Annotated in this window: 15 protein-coding genes and 2 pseudogenes; 6 read left to right on the forward strand and 11 right to left on the reverse strand. The window is 72.3% G+C overall.

The window, feature by feature from the left end:
* Window positions 1-50: 50 nt before the first annotated feature.
* The 7 genes and pseudogenes from fabG to ACIGJO_RS05795 all read right to left on the reverse strand — a co-directional run bounded on the left by fabG (window position 51) and on the right by ACIGJO_RS05795 (window position 6,762).
* Window positions 51-836 (reverse strand): 3-oxoacyl-ACP reductase FabG, encoded by a 786-nt coding sequence (gene fabG, locus ACIGJO_RS05765; RefSeq protein WP_399952601.1) that lies wholly within the window; start codon window positions 834-836, stop codon window positions 51-53.
* A gap of 56 nt (window positions 837-892) precedes the next feature.
* Window positions 893-1,165 carry an acyl carrier protein gene (locus ACIGJO_RS05770; protein WP_399952603.1) on the reverse strand — a complete coding sequence of 91 codons (273 nt, stop codon included), beginning with the start codon at window positions 1,163-1,165 and terminating at the stop codon, window positions 893-895.
* 100 nt (window positions 1,166-1,265) lie between these two features.
* Window positions 1,266-2,486: a ketosynthase chain-length factor gene (locus tag ACIGJO_RS05775; protein WP_399952605.1), complete on the reverse strand. Its 1,221-nt coding sequence runs from the start codon at window positions 2,484-2,486 to the stop codon at window positions 1,266-1,268.
* A pseudogene (locus ACIGJO_RS05780) lies at window positions 2,483-3,763 on the reverse strand (beta-ketoacyl-[acyl-carrier-protein] synthase family protein). The gene ACIGJO_RS05775 and the pseudogene ACIGJO_RS05780 overlap by 4 nt, the downstream one beginning before the upstream one ends.
* Window positions 3,760-4,086 carry a TcmI family type II polyketide cyclase gene (locus tag ACIGJO_RS05785; protein WP_399952607.1) on the reverse strand — a complete coding sequence of 109 codons (327 nt, stop codon included), beginning with the start codon at window positions 4,084-4,086 and terminating at the stop codon, window positions 3,760-3,762. Before ACIGJO_RS05785 ends, ACIGJO_RS05780 begins: the two are co-directional and overlap by 4 nt.
* 74 nt (window positions 4,087-4,160) lie before the next feature.
* Window positions 4,161-5,630 carry an FAD-dependent monooxygenase gene (locus tag ACIGJO_RS05790; protein WP_399952609.1) on the reverse strand — a complete coding sequence of 490 codons (1,470 nt, stop codon included), beginning with the start codon at window positions 5,628-5,630 and terminating at the stop codon, window positions 4,161-4,163.
* 94 nt (window positions 5,631-5,724) lie between these two features.
* Window positions 5,725-6,762, reverse strand: coding sequence for a methyltransferase (locus tag ACIGJO_RS05795; protein ID WP_399952611.1), 1,038 nt, complete (start codon window positions 6,760-6,762; stop codon window positions 5,725-5,727).
* 415 nt (window positions 6,763-7,177) lie between these two features.
* On the opposite strand from ACIGJO_RS05795, the pseudogene ACIGJO_RS05800 reads away from it, so the two are divergent.
* Window positions 7,178-8,182 (forward strand): annotated as a pseudogene (locus ACIGJO_RS05800) (acyltransferase family protein); the annotation flags it as partial.
* 303 nt (window positions 8,183-8,485) lie between these two features.
* Here the strand turns inward: ACIGJO_RS05800 and ACIGJO_RS05805 are convergent.
* Complete coding sequence (locus ACIGJO_RS05805; RefSeq protein ID WP_399952613.1) at window positions 8,486-9,952, reverse strand: DHA2 family efflux MFS transporter permease subunit; 1,467 nt, start codon at window positions 9,950-9,952, stop codon at window positions 8,486-8,488.
* A 146-nt stretch (window positions 9,953-10,098) separates the two neighbouring features.
* On the opposite strand from ACIGJO_RS05805, the gene ACIGJO_RS05810 reads away from it, so the two are divergent.
* The 5 genes from ACIGJO_RS05810 to ACIGJO_RS05830 all read left to right on the forward strand — a co-directional run bounded on the left by ACIGJO_RS05810 (window position 10,099) and on the right by ACIGJO_RS05830 (window position 14,995).
* Complete coding sequence (locus ACIGJO_RS05810; RefSeq protein ID WP_399952615.1) at window positions 10,099-10,839, forward strand: TetR/AcrR family transcriptional regulator; 741 nt, start codon at window positions 10,099-10,101, stop codon at window positions 10,837-10,839.
* Between the two features lie 2 nt (window positions 10,840-10,841).
* Window positions 10,842-11,549 (forward strand): SDR family NAD(P)-dependent oxidoreductase, encoded by a 708-nt coding sequence (locus tag ACIGJO_RS05815; RefSeq protein ID WP_399952617.1) that lies wholly within the window; start codon window positions 10,842-10,844, stop codon window positions 11,547-11,549.
* Window positions 11,550-11,794: 245 nt separating this feature from the next.
* A complete protein-coding gene (locus ACIGJO_RS05820) occupies window positions 11,795-12,481 on the forward strand; it encodes a response regulator transcription factor (RefSeq protein ID WP_399952619.1) in 687 nt (228 codons plus the stop codon).
* 229 nt (window positions 12,482-12,710) lie between these two features.
* Complete coding sequence (locus ACIGJO_RS05825) at window positions 12,711-13,829, forward strand: DUF1266 domain-containing protein (protein WP_399953215.1); 1,119 nt, start codon at window positions 12,711-12,713, stop codon at window positions 13,827-13,829.
* Window positions 13,826-14,995 carry a DUF1266 domain-containing protein gene (locus ACIGJO_RS05830; RefSeq protein ID WP_399952622.1) on the forward strand — a complete coding sequence of 390 codons (1,170 nt, stop codon included), beginning with the start codon at window positions 13,826-13,828 and terminating at the stop codon, window positions 14,993-14,995. The genes ACIGJO_RS05825 and ACIGJO_RS05830 overlap by 4 nt, the downstream gene beginning before the upstream one ends.
* A 57-nt stretch (window positions 14,996-15,052) precedes the next feature.
* On the opposite strand, the gene ACIGJO_RS05835 is transcribed toward ACIGJO_RS05830, so the two are convergent.
* The 3 genes from ACIGJO_RS05835 to ACIGJO_RS05845 are packed head-to-tail and all read right to left on the reverse strand — an operon-like array spanning window position 15,053 to window position 17,708.
* Entirely contained in the window at window positions 15,053-15,934 is an 882-nt protein-coding gene (locus tag ACIGJO_RS05835; protein ID WP_399952625.1) for an SDR family oxidoreductase, read from the reverse strand.
* Entirely contained in the window at window positions 15,931-16,272 is a 342-nt protein-coding gene (locus ACIGJO_RS05840) for a DUF952 domain-containing protein (protein WP_399952628.1), read from the reverse strand. Before ACIGJO_RS05840 ends, ACIGJO_RS05835 begins: the two co-directional genes overlap by 4 nt.
* 35 nt (window positions 16,273-16,307) lie before the next feature.
* Complete coding sequence (locus tag ACIGJO_RS05845; RefSeq protein ID WP_399952631.1) at window positions 16,308-17,708, reverse strand: choice-of-anchor A family protein; 1,401 nt, start codon at window positions 17,706-17,708, stop codon at window positions 16,308-16,310.
* Window positions 17,709-17,727 lie beyond the last annotated feature (19 nt).

Genomic DNA, 17,727 nt, shown 5'->3' on the forward strand with positions numbered 1-17,727 from the left:
TCCTCTTCCTCGGGTGGGGCGGCCGGGCTGCCGCACTGGGGCGGCCGGGCTCAGAAGTTGCCCAGGCCGCCGCAGACGTTCAGCGCCTGGGCGGTGATGGAGGCCGCGGTGTCGGAGGCCAGATAGCCGACGAGCCCGGCGACCTCCTCGGGGGTGGAGTAGCGGCCGAGCGGGATCTTGGCCGTGAACTTCTGCATGATCTGCTCCTCGCCGGTGTCGTACGCGGCGGCGTACCCCTGGCGCACCCGTTGGGCCATCGGGGTCTCCACATAGCCGGGGCAGACCGCGTTGACGGTGATACCGGAGGGCGCGAGCTCATTGCCGAGCGCCTTGGTGAAGCCGACGACCCCGTGCTTGGAGGCCGAGTACGGGGCGCCCAGGACGACGCCCTGTTTGCCCGCGGTGGAGGCGATGCTGATGATCCGGCCGCGGTCCTTCTCCCGCATGCCCCCGGTGGTGAGTACCTCCCGGGTCATGAAGAAGACGCTGTTGAGGTTGGTGTTGATCACGTCCAGCCACAGCTCGTCGGCGATGTCGGCGGTCACCCCGCCGCCGCTGCGGCCCGCGTTGTTCACGAGGACGTCCACGGTGCCGTAGCGGGCGACGGCCGCCTCCACGAACGTGACGACATCGTCCCTGGACCCCACGTCCGCGGCGGTCCCGTCCACGTCCAGGCCCTCGGCCCGGAGTTCCTTGACCGTGCGGGCCACGGAGTCCGCGCTCCGTGCGCAGAGGAAGACCTGGTGGCCCTGCCGGGCCAGCAGCCGGGTGACCGCCAGACCGATGCCGCTGGTCCCGCCGGTGACGAGGGCGACCCTGGATACGTCGTGCGTCATGTGTGCCTCTCCTGTACTGCGGACACGGCCCCGGCGGATGCCGGCCGGCCGGGACGTCAGACGGTCTCGGCCGCCGACAGATGGGTGTTGACCAGCTCGATCAGGGCACGGGGCGTGGCGGCGGCGCTGAACGCCTCCTCGTCGAGGCTGATCCCGAACTCGCGCTCGATACGGCCGGCGGTCTCCAGCATCGCGAGGGACTCGTAGCCCAGGGCGTCGAAGCCCGCGTCGAGGATGTCGCCGTCGAGGTCCACGCTCTCGTCGGCTCCGGCGCCCTCGCGCAGGATGTGCTTGAGGTCGTCGATGGTGAAGGAGGTGTCGATGGACATGGCTGTCCATTCCTGGATACGTCACAACGGAGCTGCACAGGAGGGAGGTTCACCGGGCCGGGCCGCCCGGTGCCGGTCGCGCGCTGTCAGTCGCGCGCTGTCAGTCGCGCGGGGCGCGCAGCACCACCGCGGAGTTGAATCCGCCGTGGCCGCGGGCCAGCACCAGCGCGGTGCGTACCGGGGCGGTGCGTGGGGCACCGGTCACCAGGTCGATCTCGTACCGGCCGGAGAGCGAGCTGTGGATCGTCGGCGGGATCAGCCCGTCCCGGATGGCGAGGCACGCGGCGGCCACGTCGAGCGGCGCGGCACCCGAGTAGAGCCGGCCGGTCATGGTCTTGGGCGCGGTGACCGGCACCGCGTGCGGCCCGAAGACCTTGGTGATCGCGGCGGCCTCGATCCGGTCGAGCTCGGGCAGCGCGGCCGCGTCCGCGAAGACGACGTCCACCTCGTCGGGGACGGTGCCCGCGTCGGCCAGTGCCTCTTCGATGACCCGCTGCACAGCGGGGCCCCGGCCGCTCCACGGCGGCGGGTCGAAGGTGGAGGCGTGTCCGGAGATCTCGCCGTAGACCTGCCGGGCGCCGCGGGACGCGGCGTGCTCGGCGTCCTCCAGGATCAGCAACGCCCCGCCCTCGCCCGGCACATGGCCGACGGCCGCGTCGTCGAAGGGCACATAGGCGTGGCCGGGGTCGTCGCTCCGGCTGAGCCGGCCGCCCGCGAGCTGGGCCACCCAGCCCCAGGTGCAGATGGAGGCGTCGACGGCGCCCGAGACGATCAAGGGGGTGCCCTTGCGGATCTGGCGGCGGGCCTGGGCGACCGCGTCCAGACCACCGGCCTGATCGCTGACGACGACACCGCTCGGGCCGCGCATGCCGTTGCGGATGGATATCTGGCCGCTGTTGACGGCGTAGAACCACGCGAAGGACTGGTACGCGCTGACGTACTTGCCGCCCTTGCTCCACAGCGCCTTCAGTTCGTTCTGGCCGAACTCGAAGCCGCCCGCGTGGCTGGCCGTGATCACTCCCATGTCGTACGGGGGCAGCTCCTGCGGTACGACCCCGGCGTCGTCCAGCGCCCAGCCGGCACTGACCAGGGCGAGCCGGGTCATGCGGTCGGTCTGCGGCAGCAGCCTGCCGGGCAGGTGCTCCCCGGCCGTGAATCCGCGGATCTCGCCCGCCAGCCGCGCCGGGTAGGCGGAGGCGTCGAACCGGGTGACCGGGCCGATCGCCCCGCGCCCCGCGAGGGTGGCGGACCAGTACTCCTCGATGCCGAGCCCGTTGGGTGCCGCGATGCCCAGACCCGTCACCACCGTCCTGGCGCTCACCGTTCGCTCCTGTCCGGGCGGGCCAGCACCACCGCGCTCTGGAAGCCGCCGAACCCGCTGCCCAAGGACAGCACGGTGTCCGTCCGCTGTTCGCGAGCGGTCAGCGGGGTGTAGTCGAGGTCGCACTCGGGGTCGGGCGTGTGCAGATTGGCGGTGGGCGGTACGACACCGTGCTCCATGGCCAGGGCCGACGCGGCGAGTTCGATGGAGCCCACGGCGCCCAGCGAGTGGCCGATCATCGACTTGATCGAGCTGATGGGGGCCCGGTAGGCCCGCTCGCCCAGGCTCCGCTTGAAGGCCGCGGTCTCGTGGCGGTCGTTCTGCTTGGTGCCGGAGCCGTGCGCGTTGATGTAGTCGATGTCCTAGGCGTTCACCCGGGCCTCGGCCATGGCCACCCGTATCGCCTCCGCCATCTCCTGCCCGTCCGGGCGCAGTCCGGTCATGTGGAAGGCGTTGGACCGGGTCGCGTAGCCCGCCACCTCCGCGTAGACATGGGCGCCGCGCCGACGGGCGCTCTCCCGCTCCTCCAGGACGAACACCGCCGAACCCTCGCCGAGGACGAAGCCGTTGCGGCTGGCGTCGAAGGGGCGCGAGGCGTGTTCCGGGTCGTCGTTGCGGGGTGTGGTCGCCTTGATGGCGTCGAAGCAGGCCACGGTGATGGGCGAGATCGGTGCCTCGGCCGCGCCCGCGATCATGACGTCGGCCGAGCCTTCCCGGATGACCTCGGAGGCGTAGCCCACCGCGTCGAGTCCGGACGTGCAGCCGGTCGAGACGACGGTGGCGGGGCCCTCGGCCCCGACCGCCCAGGCGACCTCGGCGGCGAAGGAGCTGGGGACCATATAGCGGTAGAGGTGGGGCACGGCGTAGGTGTGGTCGACGAGTTCGAGCCGTCCGCCGTCGCTGACCGTGCGGTACTCCTCGTCCAGCCCCATGGTGGCCCCCACGGCTGTACCGAGGGTCACGCCCATCCGGCCGGGATCCACCGCGTGGAACTCCAGCCCGCTGTCGACGGCCGCCTCGCGTGCGGTGACCACCGCGAACTGGGCCGCGCGGTCCATGCGCCGGATCTCCTGCGGGCCGAGACCGAGCGCTGCGGCGTCGAAGTCCACCTCGGCGGCCGTCTGGGACCGGAAGGCCGAGGGGTCGAACAGCGAGATCCGCCGGGTGGCCGTGCGTCCGTCGGTCAGCAGCTGCCAGAAGCTCTTCGTGCCCGGCCCGCCGGGTGCGGTGACACCGATGCCGGTGATCACCACCCTGCGGCCGCCCGCGCGGCTCATCGGCTGGTCCAGTGGTAGAAGCGCCGCGCCATCGCGTCGGCGGGCGAGCGCCAGGTGGCGGGGTCGTAGGCCCCGATGAACGGCTTCAGGTCCTCGCTGACCCGGATGAAGCGCGGGTCCGCCTTGGCCTCCTCGATCCGCGATCCGCCGTCCTCGGTGTCGAAGTCCTGGAGGTGGAAGTACAGGCCCCGGTAGGAGAAGAGCTGCCTGCGCCGCGTCCCCATCAGATGGGGCATGTCGGTGCCGTCGAAATCGCCGAAGACACGGGCGACGTCGTCGGCGGAGCCGATCTCCATCCGGGCGACGATCAGGGTGCTGTGCATCTTTCCTTCTCTCTGCGCGTGCGTACGAAGGGTGATGTCCGCGGTCCGGGGATCGCCCGGGGTCTCCCCCGGGACTACCGGCCGGGACCGAACCAGCGCTCCAGGGCCATGGGCAGGTCGTGATGGCTGCCGGGCGCGGCCCAGGCGACATGGCCGTCGGGGCGCAGCAGGGCCGCGTACGTGCCGTCCAGCGGACCGGCCGGGGCGGCCCCCGGTGCGTCGGGGGTGACGAGGTCGACGCGGTCGCGCCACGGCGCCGCGCGGTGCCGGAGCGCCGCGTTGTCGTCCAGGTCGAGCAGTACGCCCCGGCCGGACCTCAGCAGCTCGGCCGTGCTGGTGGAGCGGCCCCGATGGCGCAGTTCCACCCGTGGCAGCCGCAGCCCCAGGAGGGGATGGGTGCCGCGGCCGACGTCGTAGTGGATGTCGAGACCGGCGGCCTTGGCCGCGAGATGGCGGGACGCCTCGTCGTACCGGGCGAGTTCGGCCAGCGTCTCGCGCAGCGGCTGCACCTCTTCGCCGCCGAGCAGGAGCAGGCTCTGGGCGCGGGTGTTGGCGAGCAGGCGCCGTCCGACCTCGTGGCGCTCCGCGTGATAGGTGTCCAGCAGCGCGGGGGGCGCCGTGCCGCGCAGGACGGCCCCCAGTTTCCAGCCCAGGTTCACGGAGTCCTGGACGCTGGTGTTCATGCCCTGGCCGCCGGCCGGCAGGTGGATGTGGGCCGAGTCCCCCGCCAGCAGCACCCGGCCCCGCCGGTACTCGGTGGCCTGCCGCGTCGCGTCGCCGAAGGAGCTGACCCACACCGGTTCGGCGGTCGATATGTCGATGCCGGTGAGCCGTTTCCAGGTGTCCGCGACCTCCGAGAAGGGGGGCGGCCCGTTCCTGCGCCGGGGCGGCGCGCCGCGTTCACCGACGATGATGCGGTGGATGCCGTCGCCGAGACGGCCGACCATGACCATGCCGTCGGTGACCCGGTCGGCCACCATGCGCGGCTCCAGTTCGACACCGCGGATGTCGGCGAGGAACAGTTCGGTGGTGGCCTCGGTGCCGGGGAAGTCGAACCCGGCGGCCTTGCGCACGGCGCTCCGGCCGCCGTCGCACCCGATCAGATAGCGGGTGCGCAGGACGCTCTCGCCCTCCGGTCCCCGCACCCGCACGTCGACGCCGTCCCCGTCGTCCGTCAGCCCGAGGAACTCGTGGTCGCGCCGGATGCCGGCCCCGAGTTCGCGGACCCAGGTCTCCAGGACCGCTTCGGTGGCGGACTGCGGAACGGACCGGGCGGCCAGGACGCCGCCGCCCAGCACGGCGAAGTCCAGCGGGATGCCCCCGAAGTGCCCCTGCCCGCTGGTCTCCACCTCGCCGAAGCGGTACAACAGGCCGCGCTGGTCGAAGACTTCTCTCGTACGGGGGGTGAATCCGATGCCGCGGGATTCACCGGTGCGCCGCGGCAGTTTCTCCAGGAGCAGCACGTCCGTACCGGCCAGGCGCAGCTCTCCGGCGAGCATGAGTCCCGCCGGTCCCGCTCCCACGACTATGACTGAAGCGTCCATGTCCCTCTCCTCATGTCCTCACGCCCGCACACGCGCGTCGCCGTGCGCGGCGGCAGCCCTCCGGCGACAGCGGTCCGGTTGCGGCGCGGCGGGCTCAGCGGTCCACGTGTCCGATCACGAAGACGTCGTCCGGGGTGTCCTCGGGGCCGATCGTCTCGGGGCGGAAGCCGGCTTCCTTCAGCCAGGCGTGGCATTCGCCGACGGAGTACTCGCCGCCGCCCGCCGACCAGACCAGCATGCTGAGGCTCGCCAGCGTCGCGTAGAGCGGCGGCCTGCTGTTGCTGACCATGGGGTCGTAGACGAGGACCGCGCCGCCGGGGCGGATCGCCCGGTGCGCCTGGCGCAGCAGCGTGACGCGGTCCTCGGCACCCCAGTTGTGGAGGACGTGCCCGAAGATGAGGACATCGGCCTCCGGCAGCGGGTCCGTGAAGAAGTCACCGCCGTGGAAGGAGACCGCTCCCTGGTCACCGAGCGTCTTCATGTACGCGGTGAAGGGCTGCTCCAGCTGCGGCAGGTCGAAGACCGCGCCCTTGAGATGGGGGTGGGTGGTCACCAGATGGTGGGCGAGGTTCCCCCGGGCTCCGCCGACGTCCACGAACGAATGGCGTTCTCCCCAGGCCAGGTCGCTCACCCGTTGCGAGAGCGGGGTGTTGAACATATCCATGCTCTCCAGGAACGAATGCGTCACCTCCCTGTCCTCGTACAGCGAGTAGTAAGGATTCCCGGCGCGTGCGGCGGTGTTCTGGGGCTCTCCCGTACGCAATGAGGCGGACAGGCCTTCCCAGGCGGGATTGAGTTCGCTCTCGCAGAACTTCAGATAGCCACCGACGAATTCGGGGCGCCCGCTCACCAGATAGCGTTCGGCGGCGGGTGAGTTGCGGAACGTACCGTCGTCCGCCGCGTCGAGCAGTCCGATGCCCGCGAGGGCGAGCAGGAAGTCGCGGGCTCCGGGCATGCGGTATCCGAGGCTCCGGGCAAGGTCCTCTGCGGTGGCCGGGGCTCCCGACAGCCGGGTGAAGACGTCCGACTCCACGGCGGTGAACAGCAGTTTCGTCTGCCAGTAGCCGCTCAGGATCCCCATGACCTGGCCGACCGAGGGTTCTTCCGGCACTGGGGGGTGTTGGTCGTTCATGCGCGGCGCCTCCAGGGACATCTCAGGGGTTTGCCCGGCCCGCGGGGAATCCGGGCGGGGCGTGGGTTCCGGTTGAGCGTCGCAGTACCCGACCAAGGAACGGTCAAAGTCCGTCCAAGGCCCTCGGCAGACCCGGACCGAACGCTTCCGGGCCGAAAAGCGCCTGTCCGAACGGCACGTTTACCGTTCTTTGAACACCGGCTGCGACACTCGGCCACTTCAGCGCGCCCGGTGCGGAATCAACGCGCCCACCAGGGATTTCGGACAGCCCTCGGGCCGGCCGGAACCGCGCGCGCATCCCGGGGACAGCGTGGTTCCCGGCCACGCGCGCTGTCCGCGTCACCGCGCTTTCCGGCGCGGCAGCCATTCGCTCCGCGGCCCCACCGGTGACCCGGAATACCTCACGAGGATGTCCATGACGCTTTTACAAGGAACCGGTGCGACGACCGGGGCGGCCCGGCTGGAAAGGCTGACGGGGCTGCGATTCGTCGCAGCCGCGCTGGTCTTCGCTTTTCACGCGTCCGTCGAAGGGTTCTTCTCCGATGCCGGAATCCAGAGCGGATTCGCGGCTCTCTTCCGGAAAGCGGGGTGGATCGGAGTCTCGTTCTTCTTCGTGCTGAGCGGCTTCGTGCTCGCGTGGACGGCCCGCCCGGACGACACCGCCCGCAGATTCTGGCAGCGGCGCCTGGCCAAGATCTACCCGAACCACCTCGTCACCGCCGTCGTGGCGCTCACCGCCGCCGCGGGGGTGAGCGGCGCGCTCGCCCTGCCGGGCGCGGTGCCCAATCTGCTGCTCGTCCACGCCTGGTACCCCAGGGTCGAGATCTTCCTCAGCGGCAACCCGGTGAGCTGGTCCCTGGCGTGCGAGCTGCTGTTCTATCTGGCGTTCCCGCTGCTGTGGCGCTTCCTGTCACGCATCGGGCCCGCGTCGCTGTGGGCGTGCGCCGCGGCGACCGCCCTGGCCATCTGGTGCGTACCGCTGCTCGCCCAGTCGCTGCCGGCCGGGCCGCGGGTGGCGATGCCGGACGGAACGGCCGGTGCCCAGCAGTTCTGGTTCGTGTACGTCCTGCCCCCGACCCGCATCCTGGAGTTCGTCCTCGGCATCCTGGCCGCGCGCATCGTCCGCGAGGGGCTGCTCGTCCGCGTCCGGGTCCTCCCGGCCGCCGCCCTGGTGCTGGCCGCCTACTGGCCGGCCTGCCGGGTGCCGTATCTCTTCAGCCTGGTGGCCCTGCCGGCCGTTCCGCTGGCGCTGCTCGTGGCGGCCGTGACCCAGGCCGATCTGGCGGGGCCCGCGCGCGGCGGCGGGCTCCGCGCCCGCGTCCCGGTGTGGCTGGGCGAGGTCTCCTTCGGCTTCTACATGGTGCACGGCCTCGTCCTGCTGTACGGCCACCGGCTGCTCGGTGCCGGGGAGGGCCGGCCGGCGCCGGTGGCCGTCGCGGTGATCCTGGCCGACTTCGTGGTCTCGCTGGTACTGGCGTGGCTGCTGCGCACCGTGGTGGAACAGCCCGTGGTGCGCTGGACGGCGGCCCGCCAGCGGCGCCGGGCCCCGGTCCGCCGGGGCGTCCACGCCCTCGACGCGCCGGCCGGGGGCGGGGTCGTCCCCCCGCCCCCGGCCGGTGTTCCGGGGCACTGTGCTACCGCTGCGAGCGGAGCGAGCCGGTCCGGTCCGTGCCGCCCCCGGCCGGACCGGCTTCCGGCCGGCCGGACCGTCCCCGGACCGTTCTCACGCGCCGCCGACGGACTCCTTGGCGGGGGTTCCCCCGGGCTCCGCCGCCGCGGCGGGCAGGGGCTCGGGCTTCCCGGGCAGCAGTGGTGTGGCGATCAGGATGACCACACACACCGCGGTCACGAACCAGTAGGCGTTCTGGAATCCGCTGACCGCGTCGGCCCGGCTCCCGTTGTCCGCCCCCGCCGTCGCGAGGATCAGGGTGACGAGCGCGACGCCGAGCGCGCCACCGAGCTGGTTGAGGTTGTAGAGCACCGAGCTGCCCTGCGGCACCTTCTCCGGGGGCAGCGTCCGGTAGAGCGCGCCCATGGTGGGCGCACCGACGGCACCTAGGCCGAGGCCGATCGCGAAGGCGCCCAGCGCCGACCAGACCTCACCGCTGTCGCCGCCGATGCGGGTGAGCCCGAACGCGCCGAGCGCCGCGAGGAACGCACCGCCCTGGGCGAGACTGCGGGCCCCCATCCGGTCGCTGAGGCGTCCCGCGAGCGGCATGGCGAGCGCGGAGCCCAGACCCAGCGGTGCCACGAGCAGCCCGGCCGTGCGGGCCCCGTGCCCGTGCAGCAGCTGGTAGTAGAGCGGCAGTGCGAACAGGCCCGCGTAGGTGGCGAGTCCGACGAGCCCCTGGACGGTGACGCTCGCGGCGAAGCTGCGGCTGCTGAACAGCCGGACATCGATCAGCGGCGGGACGCGGCGGGCGCGCAGCGCGTGGAGTACGTAACCGATGAGCAGGACGAGGCCGATGGCCAGCGGGACGAGCACGGACGGCGCCGCGAATCCGCCGTGTTCGCCGGCCTGGGTCAGGCCGAGCACCATGGCGGCGAAGCCGGGGGCCATCAGCGCGAAGCCGGTGACATCCAGCCGGGCGTCGGACCGCGCGCCGGCCGGGTCGGCCGGAATGACCCGCATCGCGAGCAGGAAGGCCACGATCCCGATCGGCAGGTTGATGTAGAACATCCAGCGCCAGTCCAGGGATTCGAGCACCACCCCGCCGAGCACCGGGCCCAGGACCGGGCCGAGCGACAGCACCACACCCATCATGCCCATGACACGTCCGGCCCGGCTCGGACCCGCCGCCCGGGCCAGGATCACCAGGACGAGCGGATCGAGCACACCGGACCCGAAGCCCTGCACGACCCGGAAGGCGATCAGGCTGCTCAGGTTCCAGGCCAGTGCGGACGCCAGCGAGCCCACCAGGAACAGCACCAGCCCGAACAGCCACAGCCGCTTGGCCCCGAACCTGCCGATCGCCCAGCTGGTGACCGGGATGGTGACCGTCAGCGTGAGCAGATAGGCGGTCGAGGCCCAGCTGATCGACGTCAGCGAGGTCTTGAACTCCTGGGAGAGCGTCTCGGCCGCGACGGCGACCATCGTGCTGTCGAGGATCCCCATGATCCCGCCCAGCAGGACCACGCCGATCAGTTGCAGCAGCCTGGGATCCAGGCGGTCATCCTGCGCTTTGGACATAGTCGCAACTCCATCGGGAATAACATGGAACATCGCTTGAACCCGTCGGTTCAACATAACGGTCGCCGCTGTAGCCACGCAACCAAGACGCCCAGGAAGTTGTACCTGTCGGTTCAATATTCGAGCTGCGACGGTACGATGGAGTGGTGACTGAACCCAGAACCTCTCCCGCGCCCCGGCGAGACACCTCGCGCGGACGCATCGACAAGCGGAGGGCGATCCTCGACGCCGCCTTCCGGGTCTTCGCCCGTGAGGGGTACGGGCAGTCCTGCGTGCAGGAGATCGCGGCCGAGGCCGGCGTCGCCAAGCCCACCATCTACAACCACCTCCGCGACAAGGAATCCCTGTTCCGCGAAGCGATGGAGACCGTCGCCGCCCGCGTGGCCGGCCAGAACCTCGCCGCGCTGGAGGGACTGCGCGAACCGGGACACGATGTACGCGAAGCGCTGGAGCTCACGGGTCACCGGCTCGTGCGCTCGTACTCCACCGAAGAGTCATGGGCCCTGCGCCGGCTCCTGCACGCCGAGGCCACCAGATTTCCCGAACTGCTCGACGCCGTACAGCGCGAGGGGGCGCAACGCGTCAAGGACACCCTCGCGGACCGGCTGGCGCGGCTGACGCTCTCCGGACGGCTGCGGACCCGCGACCCGGACCTGGCGGCGGAGCAGTTCCTCGCCCTGCTCACGGGGCCGGTGGAGACGCGCTCCCGGCTCGGTACCCGGCAGGTGCCGGACGATGAGCTGCGCGACGTGACACAGGCGGCGGTCAGCACGTTCCTGCACGCCTACGCCACGGCCCCCGCGGCCGAGGCCGGCGACGGCGGGACCGCGTCCGGCTCCGGGCCGGCCGGCGCCGGCGTCGACGCCCGCTCCGCCGGGAGGGCGTGACCATGACGACGACGCTCATCACCGGTGCCACCAGGGGACTGGGGCTGGAAACGGCCCGGCGCCTGGTCGAGGCGGGCCACACCGTCCATCTGGGCGCGCGGGACCCCGGCCTCGGGCGTGAGGTCGCCGCCGCCATCGGCGCGCACCCCGTGCTCCTCGATGTGACCAGCGACGACTCGGTTCGCGCCGCCGCGGCGGCCGTCCGCGAGCGGAGCGGGTGCCTCGACGTCCTCGTGAACAACGCGGGCATCACGGGCCCCCTCAAGGAGCCCGGCGAGATGACGGCCGACGACGTTCTCACCGTCTACGAGACCAATGTCCTCGGAGTCGTCCGCGTGACCCAGGCGTTCCTGCCGCTCCTGGAGGCCGGCGATTCCCCGGCCGTGGTGAACGTCAGCAGCGGGCTCGGCTCGCTCGCCATCGCCGCCGCACCCGAGCGATACCGCCCTCTCCTGCCCGTCTATTACCCGAGCCTGGGCTACAACTCCTCCAAGGCCGCCCTGAACATGCTCACCGCGCAGTACGCCCTGTCGTACCCGGCGATCCGCTTCAACGCGGTGGACCCCGGCTGGACGGCCACCGACCTGAACGGCCACACCGGGGTCCAGACGGTCGAGGAGGGCGCCGAGATCATCGTGCGGACGGCGACGGCGGGAGCCGGGAGCCCCACGGGCGGCTTCGTCGGAAATTTCGGCCCCGTCCCGTGGTGACGCACGCCACAAAGCAAATGGGCGGTCCGGTTTCCCCCCGGTTAAAAATGAGATAAATACCGGCCACGCACCCACCGATTCATTTCAGCCAAAAAGAAAAGTACATTCTCCCTTTGGCATCCGAATTAACGTTTCCCGTTTGCAGAAAAGCATTGACAGTCACGCAATGCCGTTTGTTATCTTCGGCAAGGCCGTAAAGTCCCTCCGAGGGCCGTCCCGTACCGCTCGACCGGTGGAAGGTGACCATGCCCCCCGTCCGCATCATCGTCGCAGGCGAGCACCCACTGCTCAGGGACGCCCTCGCGGGCCTCCTCCACGCCCAGCAGGACCTCACCGTCCTCGGGCTGGCGTCCGATGCGAACGAGACCCAGCGGCTGGCCCTCCGGCTGCGACCCCATGTCGTCGTCCTGGAGCCGATGCAGACGCCGGGGGCCGCGGTCCGCACCGTACGCGCCCTGCGCCGTACGGTCCCCGCGACCTCGGTGCTGGCCGCACCCCCCTACGGCTCGGCCGACCGCGCCGCGCTCCGGGCCGCCGGGGCCCATGCCGGCCTGCCGCTCGACGCGGGCAGGGACGCGCTGGTCGCCGCCGTACGCGCCCTCGCCCTCCGCCCCGAAGGGGGCTCCGCCGACCCGGAGGCCACCCCGCTCTCGCCGCGTGAGATACAGGTGGTGCGGGGCGCCGCCGCCGCCATGACCAACCAGCAGATCGCCCGCCGCCTCGGGATCACGACCGGTACCGTCAAGCGCCATCTGCACGCGGCCTTCCGCAAGTTGGACGCCGTCTCCCGGCTCGACGCGGTGGCCAAGGCCCTCGCGTCCGGTGTCATCACCGCACCCGTACCCGCCGGACTGCCCCACTGGGCGGACGCGCACCCGGCCGGAACGGGCCCGGCGACGACGGCCACCGGCTGGAAAAGCTGCGCCGCCTGACGGGGACGCCCGTTCCCGGGCCGGAGCCGGGACCGGCCCGGCCCGGCCCGCGGCGAACGGCCGGGACCGGCCGCCCCCGCGCCGCGGGCCGGCGCCCGTTTCGTAGGATCGCCCCGTGATCACGGGGAACGGGGCGGATACAGGGGCGTGGCCGGGGCCGCACGCGTACGGCGGCGCCGCGGGGCAGGCGGGACCGCAGGCCGGGACCGGCGCACCGCCGCCCACGGACATCGAACGGCAGTTGTACGAGGCCGCGGCACACGGCGGCGCGGACGCCGTCCTGGACGCCCTCGCCCGTACCCGGCTGTATGTGCTCGTCCCCCGGCTGCACGCCGACACCCCCGGCTTCACCGCCCCGCTCCCCTCGTTCCGCGATCCCGCGACCGGCCGGATCTGTGTCCCCGTGCTGACCCCGGGCATGCTGCCGCCCTGGCATCCGGACTGGGTGTTCCGCCGGACCCGGCTCGCCGAACTCGCCCTCGCCTGGCCGCGGGACCACCGGTGGCTCTCGGTCAACCACGGCACTCCGTACGCCGCCCTCGTCGAGGCCCGGACCCGGCACCACCGGGCATGGCTGAAGGCCGACGCGCGGTCCGACGGGCCGGCGGCGGGCCGGCTGCTCACCCATGGCGGCGGGCCTCTGCACGGGCCGCTCGCGCACGGGCTGGCGCTCGGCGCCCATCTCGCCCTGCACAACGGCCTCGTCTGGAACCAGCTCGGCGCCGTGTACGAGGACTACCCGACGGACAAGGCCCGGCTGCGCAGCCCCTGGGGCATCCACCACCGCGCCGACTACCGGGAGCGTCTCGACTCCCTGATACGGACCCGGCTGGTGGGCCGGGTCCACGAGTCCGTCCTGCGGACCCGGTCCGCCCTCGCCACCCGGCTCGGCCGGACGCCTTCCCACGAGGAGTGGTCCGAAGCCGTGACCGGCGCGCCGGCCGCACTCCGCGCCGACGCGGAGGATCCCGCGGAGGCACGCGAAGCGCTGCGGCGGATCGTGCGCTACGAGGACCTGTTCCGGGCCGAGGGCTTCCTCGCGCCGGACGGGCGCGTCGACACCCTGGCCGCCTTCGACCACGGGCGCGCCGTCAACGTGGTGCGGCTCGCCCTGGGGGCCCGTCTCTGCGAGCCGGCCGAGGCCGAGCGGGCGGTCCTGCGGATCGGCGTCGCGGCCCGGGAGGCGTACGGCTCCTGGGCGGACTTCTCGCTCGGCTACTGCCTGACCCGGCTGATCCACTTCGACGAGGACGAGAGGACGGGCCGCACGGTCCAGGAGTCGCTGGCCCAGCACCGCATCCTCACTCAGGACCCCACGAGCCCCTACCGGAACATCCCTTGGTCATGAACCCGCACCCGCCGGCCGCGCACCCGGCTCCCTGGTACCCGCCGTCCGAGACCGAGCAACTGCTGTACGAGGCCGGGCTGCGGGGTGACACGGAGGCCCAACTGCGGGTGCTGGCAGGCGCGGAGCTGTACATCCCCGCGCCGAAGGCCGAGGTCGACGCCGATCCCAGGGTGATCACCTGGCGTCCGCACAAGGACCCGTCGGGACGGATCTGCATGCCGGTGCTCACCCGCGGGATGCTGCCGCCGTGGCATCCGGACTGGGTGTTCCGGGGGGTCTCGCTGCGGTGGATCGCCGAGTTCGCCTGGCCGGACCCCCGGGAGCTGCTCGGCGTCAACGTCGGTACGCCCGCCCAGCTCCTGCTGCCCACCACACCCCCGCACCGGGCCGTGTGGCTGCGCTGCTACGCGGAGAACGACCGCCCCGACGGAGGCAGACTGCTCGCGCTGCGGCACGGCGCGCTGCACGGGCCGCTGGCCTACGGGCTGGCCTGCGGGGTGCATCTGGCGATCGGTAACGGGGTGCCGTGGAACGAGATCGGCACGGTCTTCCGCGCCTACACGCAGGAGCGCGGACAGCTCCGCGACTCCTGGGGGATCACCGATCACGCGGGCTGGCAGAAGCAGCTGAACGCCCTGCTGGACGCCCGTAACAGCCCGCCGGAGCCGGACTTCGCGCTCCGCGCCCGGGAGCAGCTGCGGGTCGTGCACGGTGAGCCGCCCTCGGCCGATCTGTGGCGGGAGACCGCCGCGGGTCACGCCCAGGACATCGGGGCGGCCCCCGACGACGTGCGGGGCATCGAGGAACTGGTGCGCAGGATCATCCGGTACGAGGCCCGGTTCCGGGCGGACGGTCTGCTGCCGCCGGACGGCCGGATCCGCACCGCGGTCGCCTACGACTACGGGCGCGCCGTGAACCTGGCGCGCTGGGGGCTGTCGGCCCGCTACTGCACCCAGGCGGAGGCGGAGCAGGCGATCGTGTACGCCGGGGCACTGAGCAAGTCGGCCTACCGCTCGTGGGAGGAGTTCTCGGCTGCGTACGCGCTGGGCCGGGTGCTGCGCTTCGACGACGAGGAGTACGGACCGTTCTACGAGCAGAACGTCCTCGCCCACCGCCTTCTGGCGGAGAGCGAGGGCAGTCCCTGGCGCCACATTCCGTGGCGCTGAGGGCGGCGGTGTCCTGAGCCGGAGCCGGCGGCGTCCCGGACCGGCGGCCCCGTGCCGTCAGGAGCCGGTGAGCAGGTGCCGGAAGCTGTCCGGGTTCTCCTCCAGATAGGTGGCGAGACTCATGGCCGGATGCCCGGTGAGGGCCGGCACGGCGTCCGAGACGGCTGCCATCTCACCGGTCGCGATGGCCTCGTACGAGGTGACCCAGCCGGCCACCTCCCAGTCCTCGGCTCCGTACCCGGCGCGGGAGGCGTAGGCCTCCTCCCGGGTCTCGGGGACGTAGCGGACCGTCCGTCCGGTGCGGCGGCTCAGCTCCTCCGCGGCTTCGGCCAGGGTGAACGCCTCGGGTCCGGTGAGGTCGTACACCCGGCCGTCATGGCCGGTGCTCTCGTCGAGCAGGACGGCGGTGGCGGAGTCGGCGATGTCCTCGTGCGCGACGGCCGCGACCCTGCCGTCGCCTCCCGGCCCGCGCAGGATGCCGTCGGCGCCGGTCATCGCCGGGATACCGGCGAGGTACAGGCTGTCGCGGAGAAAGGTGTACCGCAGCCCGCTGGTGCGGATGTGTGCCTCGGTGTGCCAGTGGTCGCGGGCGAAGGTGAACGTCGCGTCCGGTGCGGCGCCGAGGAACGACACGTACACGATCCGCTCGACGCCCACGGCGACGGCCGCGTCCACCACCGTGGTGTGCTGGCGCACCCGGTCGGGGCTCTCGTGCGCGGAGACCAGGAACAGGGTGTGTGCCCCGTCCAGGGCACGGCGCATCGCTTCCGCGTCGCCGTAGGGGGCCGGGGGCGCGTGGACCGCGCCGGGCAGGTCCGGCAGCCGGGACGGGTCGCGGCCGAGCAGGCGGACGGGGACGCCGGTGCGCGCGAGCCGCCGGGCGACCCGGCCGCCGACCGCGCCGCTCGCTCCGGTCACCGCGGTGAGGGGGCCGATCACTGGGTTTCGTCTTCCTCTCGTTGCCAGGGCCGTACCTCCACGACCGCGTCCACCGGAAGCGGTCCGTACAGGTGCGGGAACTTCTCTCCGCCCGGCTTCAGGGCCTCGTACCGCACGGGGTCCGTGAGCCGGCCGGGATCGATGACCAGGACCACCAGGCCCTGGTCATCGGCCCCGTACAGCATGTGTGCCACACCGGCGAGCTGGTGGGGCAGCGAGCAGTGGATGAAGCCTTCCTCCGTGAGGGTGCGGCCGCGGGTGGACATCTCGTACCTGCCCTTCCCGCGCGCCGCCTCCCACAGGGGTGCCTCCGTGATGTGCAGAAGCGGTTCGGTCATCCGGCCACGCTAAGGGCTGGACCCGCGCGCCGCTATCAGCCGTTGCGGCGGCGTGCCCTGCGCGCGGCCACCAGGGCCGCTCCACCGGCCGCGACGAGTGCCGCGGCGATGCCGCCGATGATCCATTCGCCGCCCCGGGAGCCGGTGTGCGGGAGTTCGCCGCCGGGATGCCCCGGCACGTGCGAGGGGTCGGGGCTGCTCTCCGAGGGGGCCGGAGTCGGCTCGGCCGGGGTGGGTGTGGGCTCGGTGGGCGTGGGCTCGGTGGGCGTGGGAGTCGGTTCCGTCGGGGTCGGGGTGGGGCCGGTCGGGGTCGGGGTGGGCTCCGTCGGGGTGGGGGTCGGTTCCGTCGGGGTCGGGGTCGGCGTGGGTTCCGTGCCGCAGGCCGGAAGGTCTCCGTCGAAGGGGTACGCGTGCAGTTCCTGGCCGCCCGATTCACCGGCCGAGGTGTGGGTGAGCGAACCGGCTGTGTAGAAACGCCCGTTGGTCCCGCTCATCGTGAGCGTCGTCGTGCCGGTGGGCCGGCCGGCCAGGACGCTGCCCTGGAACTGGCCCGCGCCGGACAGCGTGAGGTCGATGGCGTCCGGGAAGTTCCACAGCAGGTGCTCGCGCAGCCCCGGATCGGGCAGGGTGTCCATGAGCGTGCCGACCCTGCGGGTGCCGCCGTAGACATTGACCAGGACCGTGGCTCCGGCCGGGATGCCGGCGAAGACGAAGCCGGTGTCGCCGCCCGCGGCGGACACCAGATCCGCGTCCACGTCGAAGATCTGGATGGCCGAGGTGCCGTCTCCGGTGAAGGTGGTGGTGTCGCCCGTCGTACGCCAGGTGCCGGTCGCCCCGCGGTGGGCCTCGCCCTCGTAGGCGTAGCAGTGGCTCGCCCCGGTCAGCCGGGCGCGCAGTGCCTCGTACGGTGCGGTGGCGTCCCGGACGAAGTGCGGGGCGCCGGCGGGGCTGACCGTGCCGGTGAGGCCGCTGCCGTGGGCGACTCTGCCGGAGTGGGAGCCCTCTTCGGCGAGCAGCCGCTCGCCCGGGGCGATGGTCACCTCGCCGCCCACCGTCAGGTAGTCGGATCCGTCCGGCGGCGGCACGCGCGAACCGACCCCGGCCACACCGACGTTGTAGATCTGTGAGGCGCCCGGACGCTTGTCCATGTCGAAGACACCGAGGGTGACGGTCTTCCCCTCGGCCTCGGCGGCGGCCTCCCTGACCAGGAAGTCGCCGCCGACGTAGATGCTGATGTTGCTGTCGAACCCGGTGACCGGTCCGTTGTTCGGGTCGTTCCAGGTGGACGGGCAGTCACTGCCGAGACAGGGCCCCAGCCCACCGGGCAGCGGGTCCGCCGCCGCGGCGGACGCGAACACGCCCACCATGGCCACCGCCGTCGCCACCGTGGTCGCCGCCCTGATCCGCCTGCCGTGCCTGTATGCCTGTTCTCCCATGCCGGGCAATATGCAGCTT

The sequence above is a fragment of the Streptomyces sp. NPDC079020 genome, assembly GCF_044542225.1.
Lineage (GTDB): Bacteria > Actinomycetota > Actinomycetes > Streptomycetales > Streptomycetaceae > Streptomyces.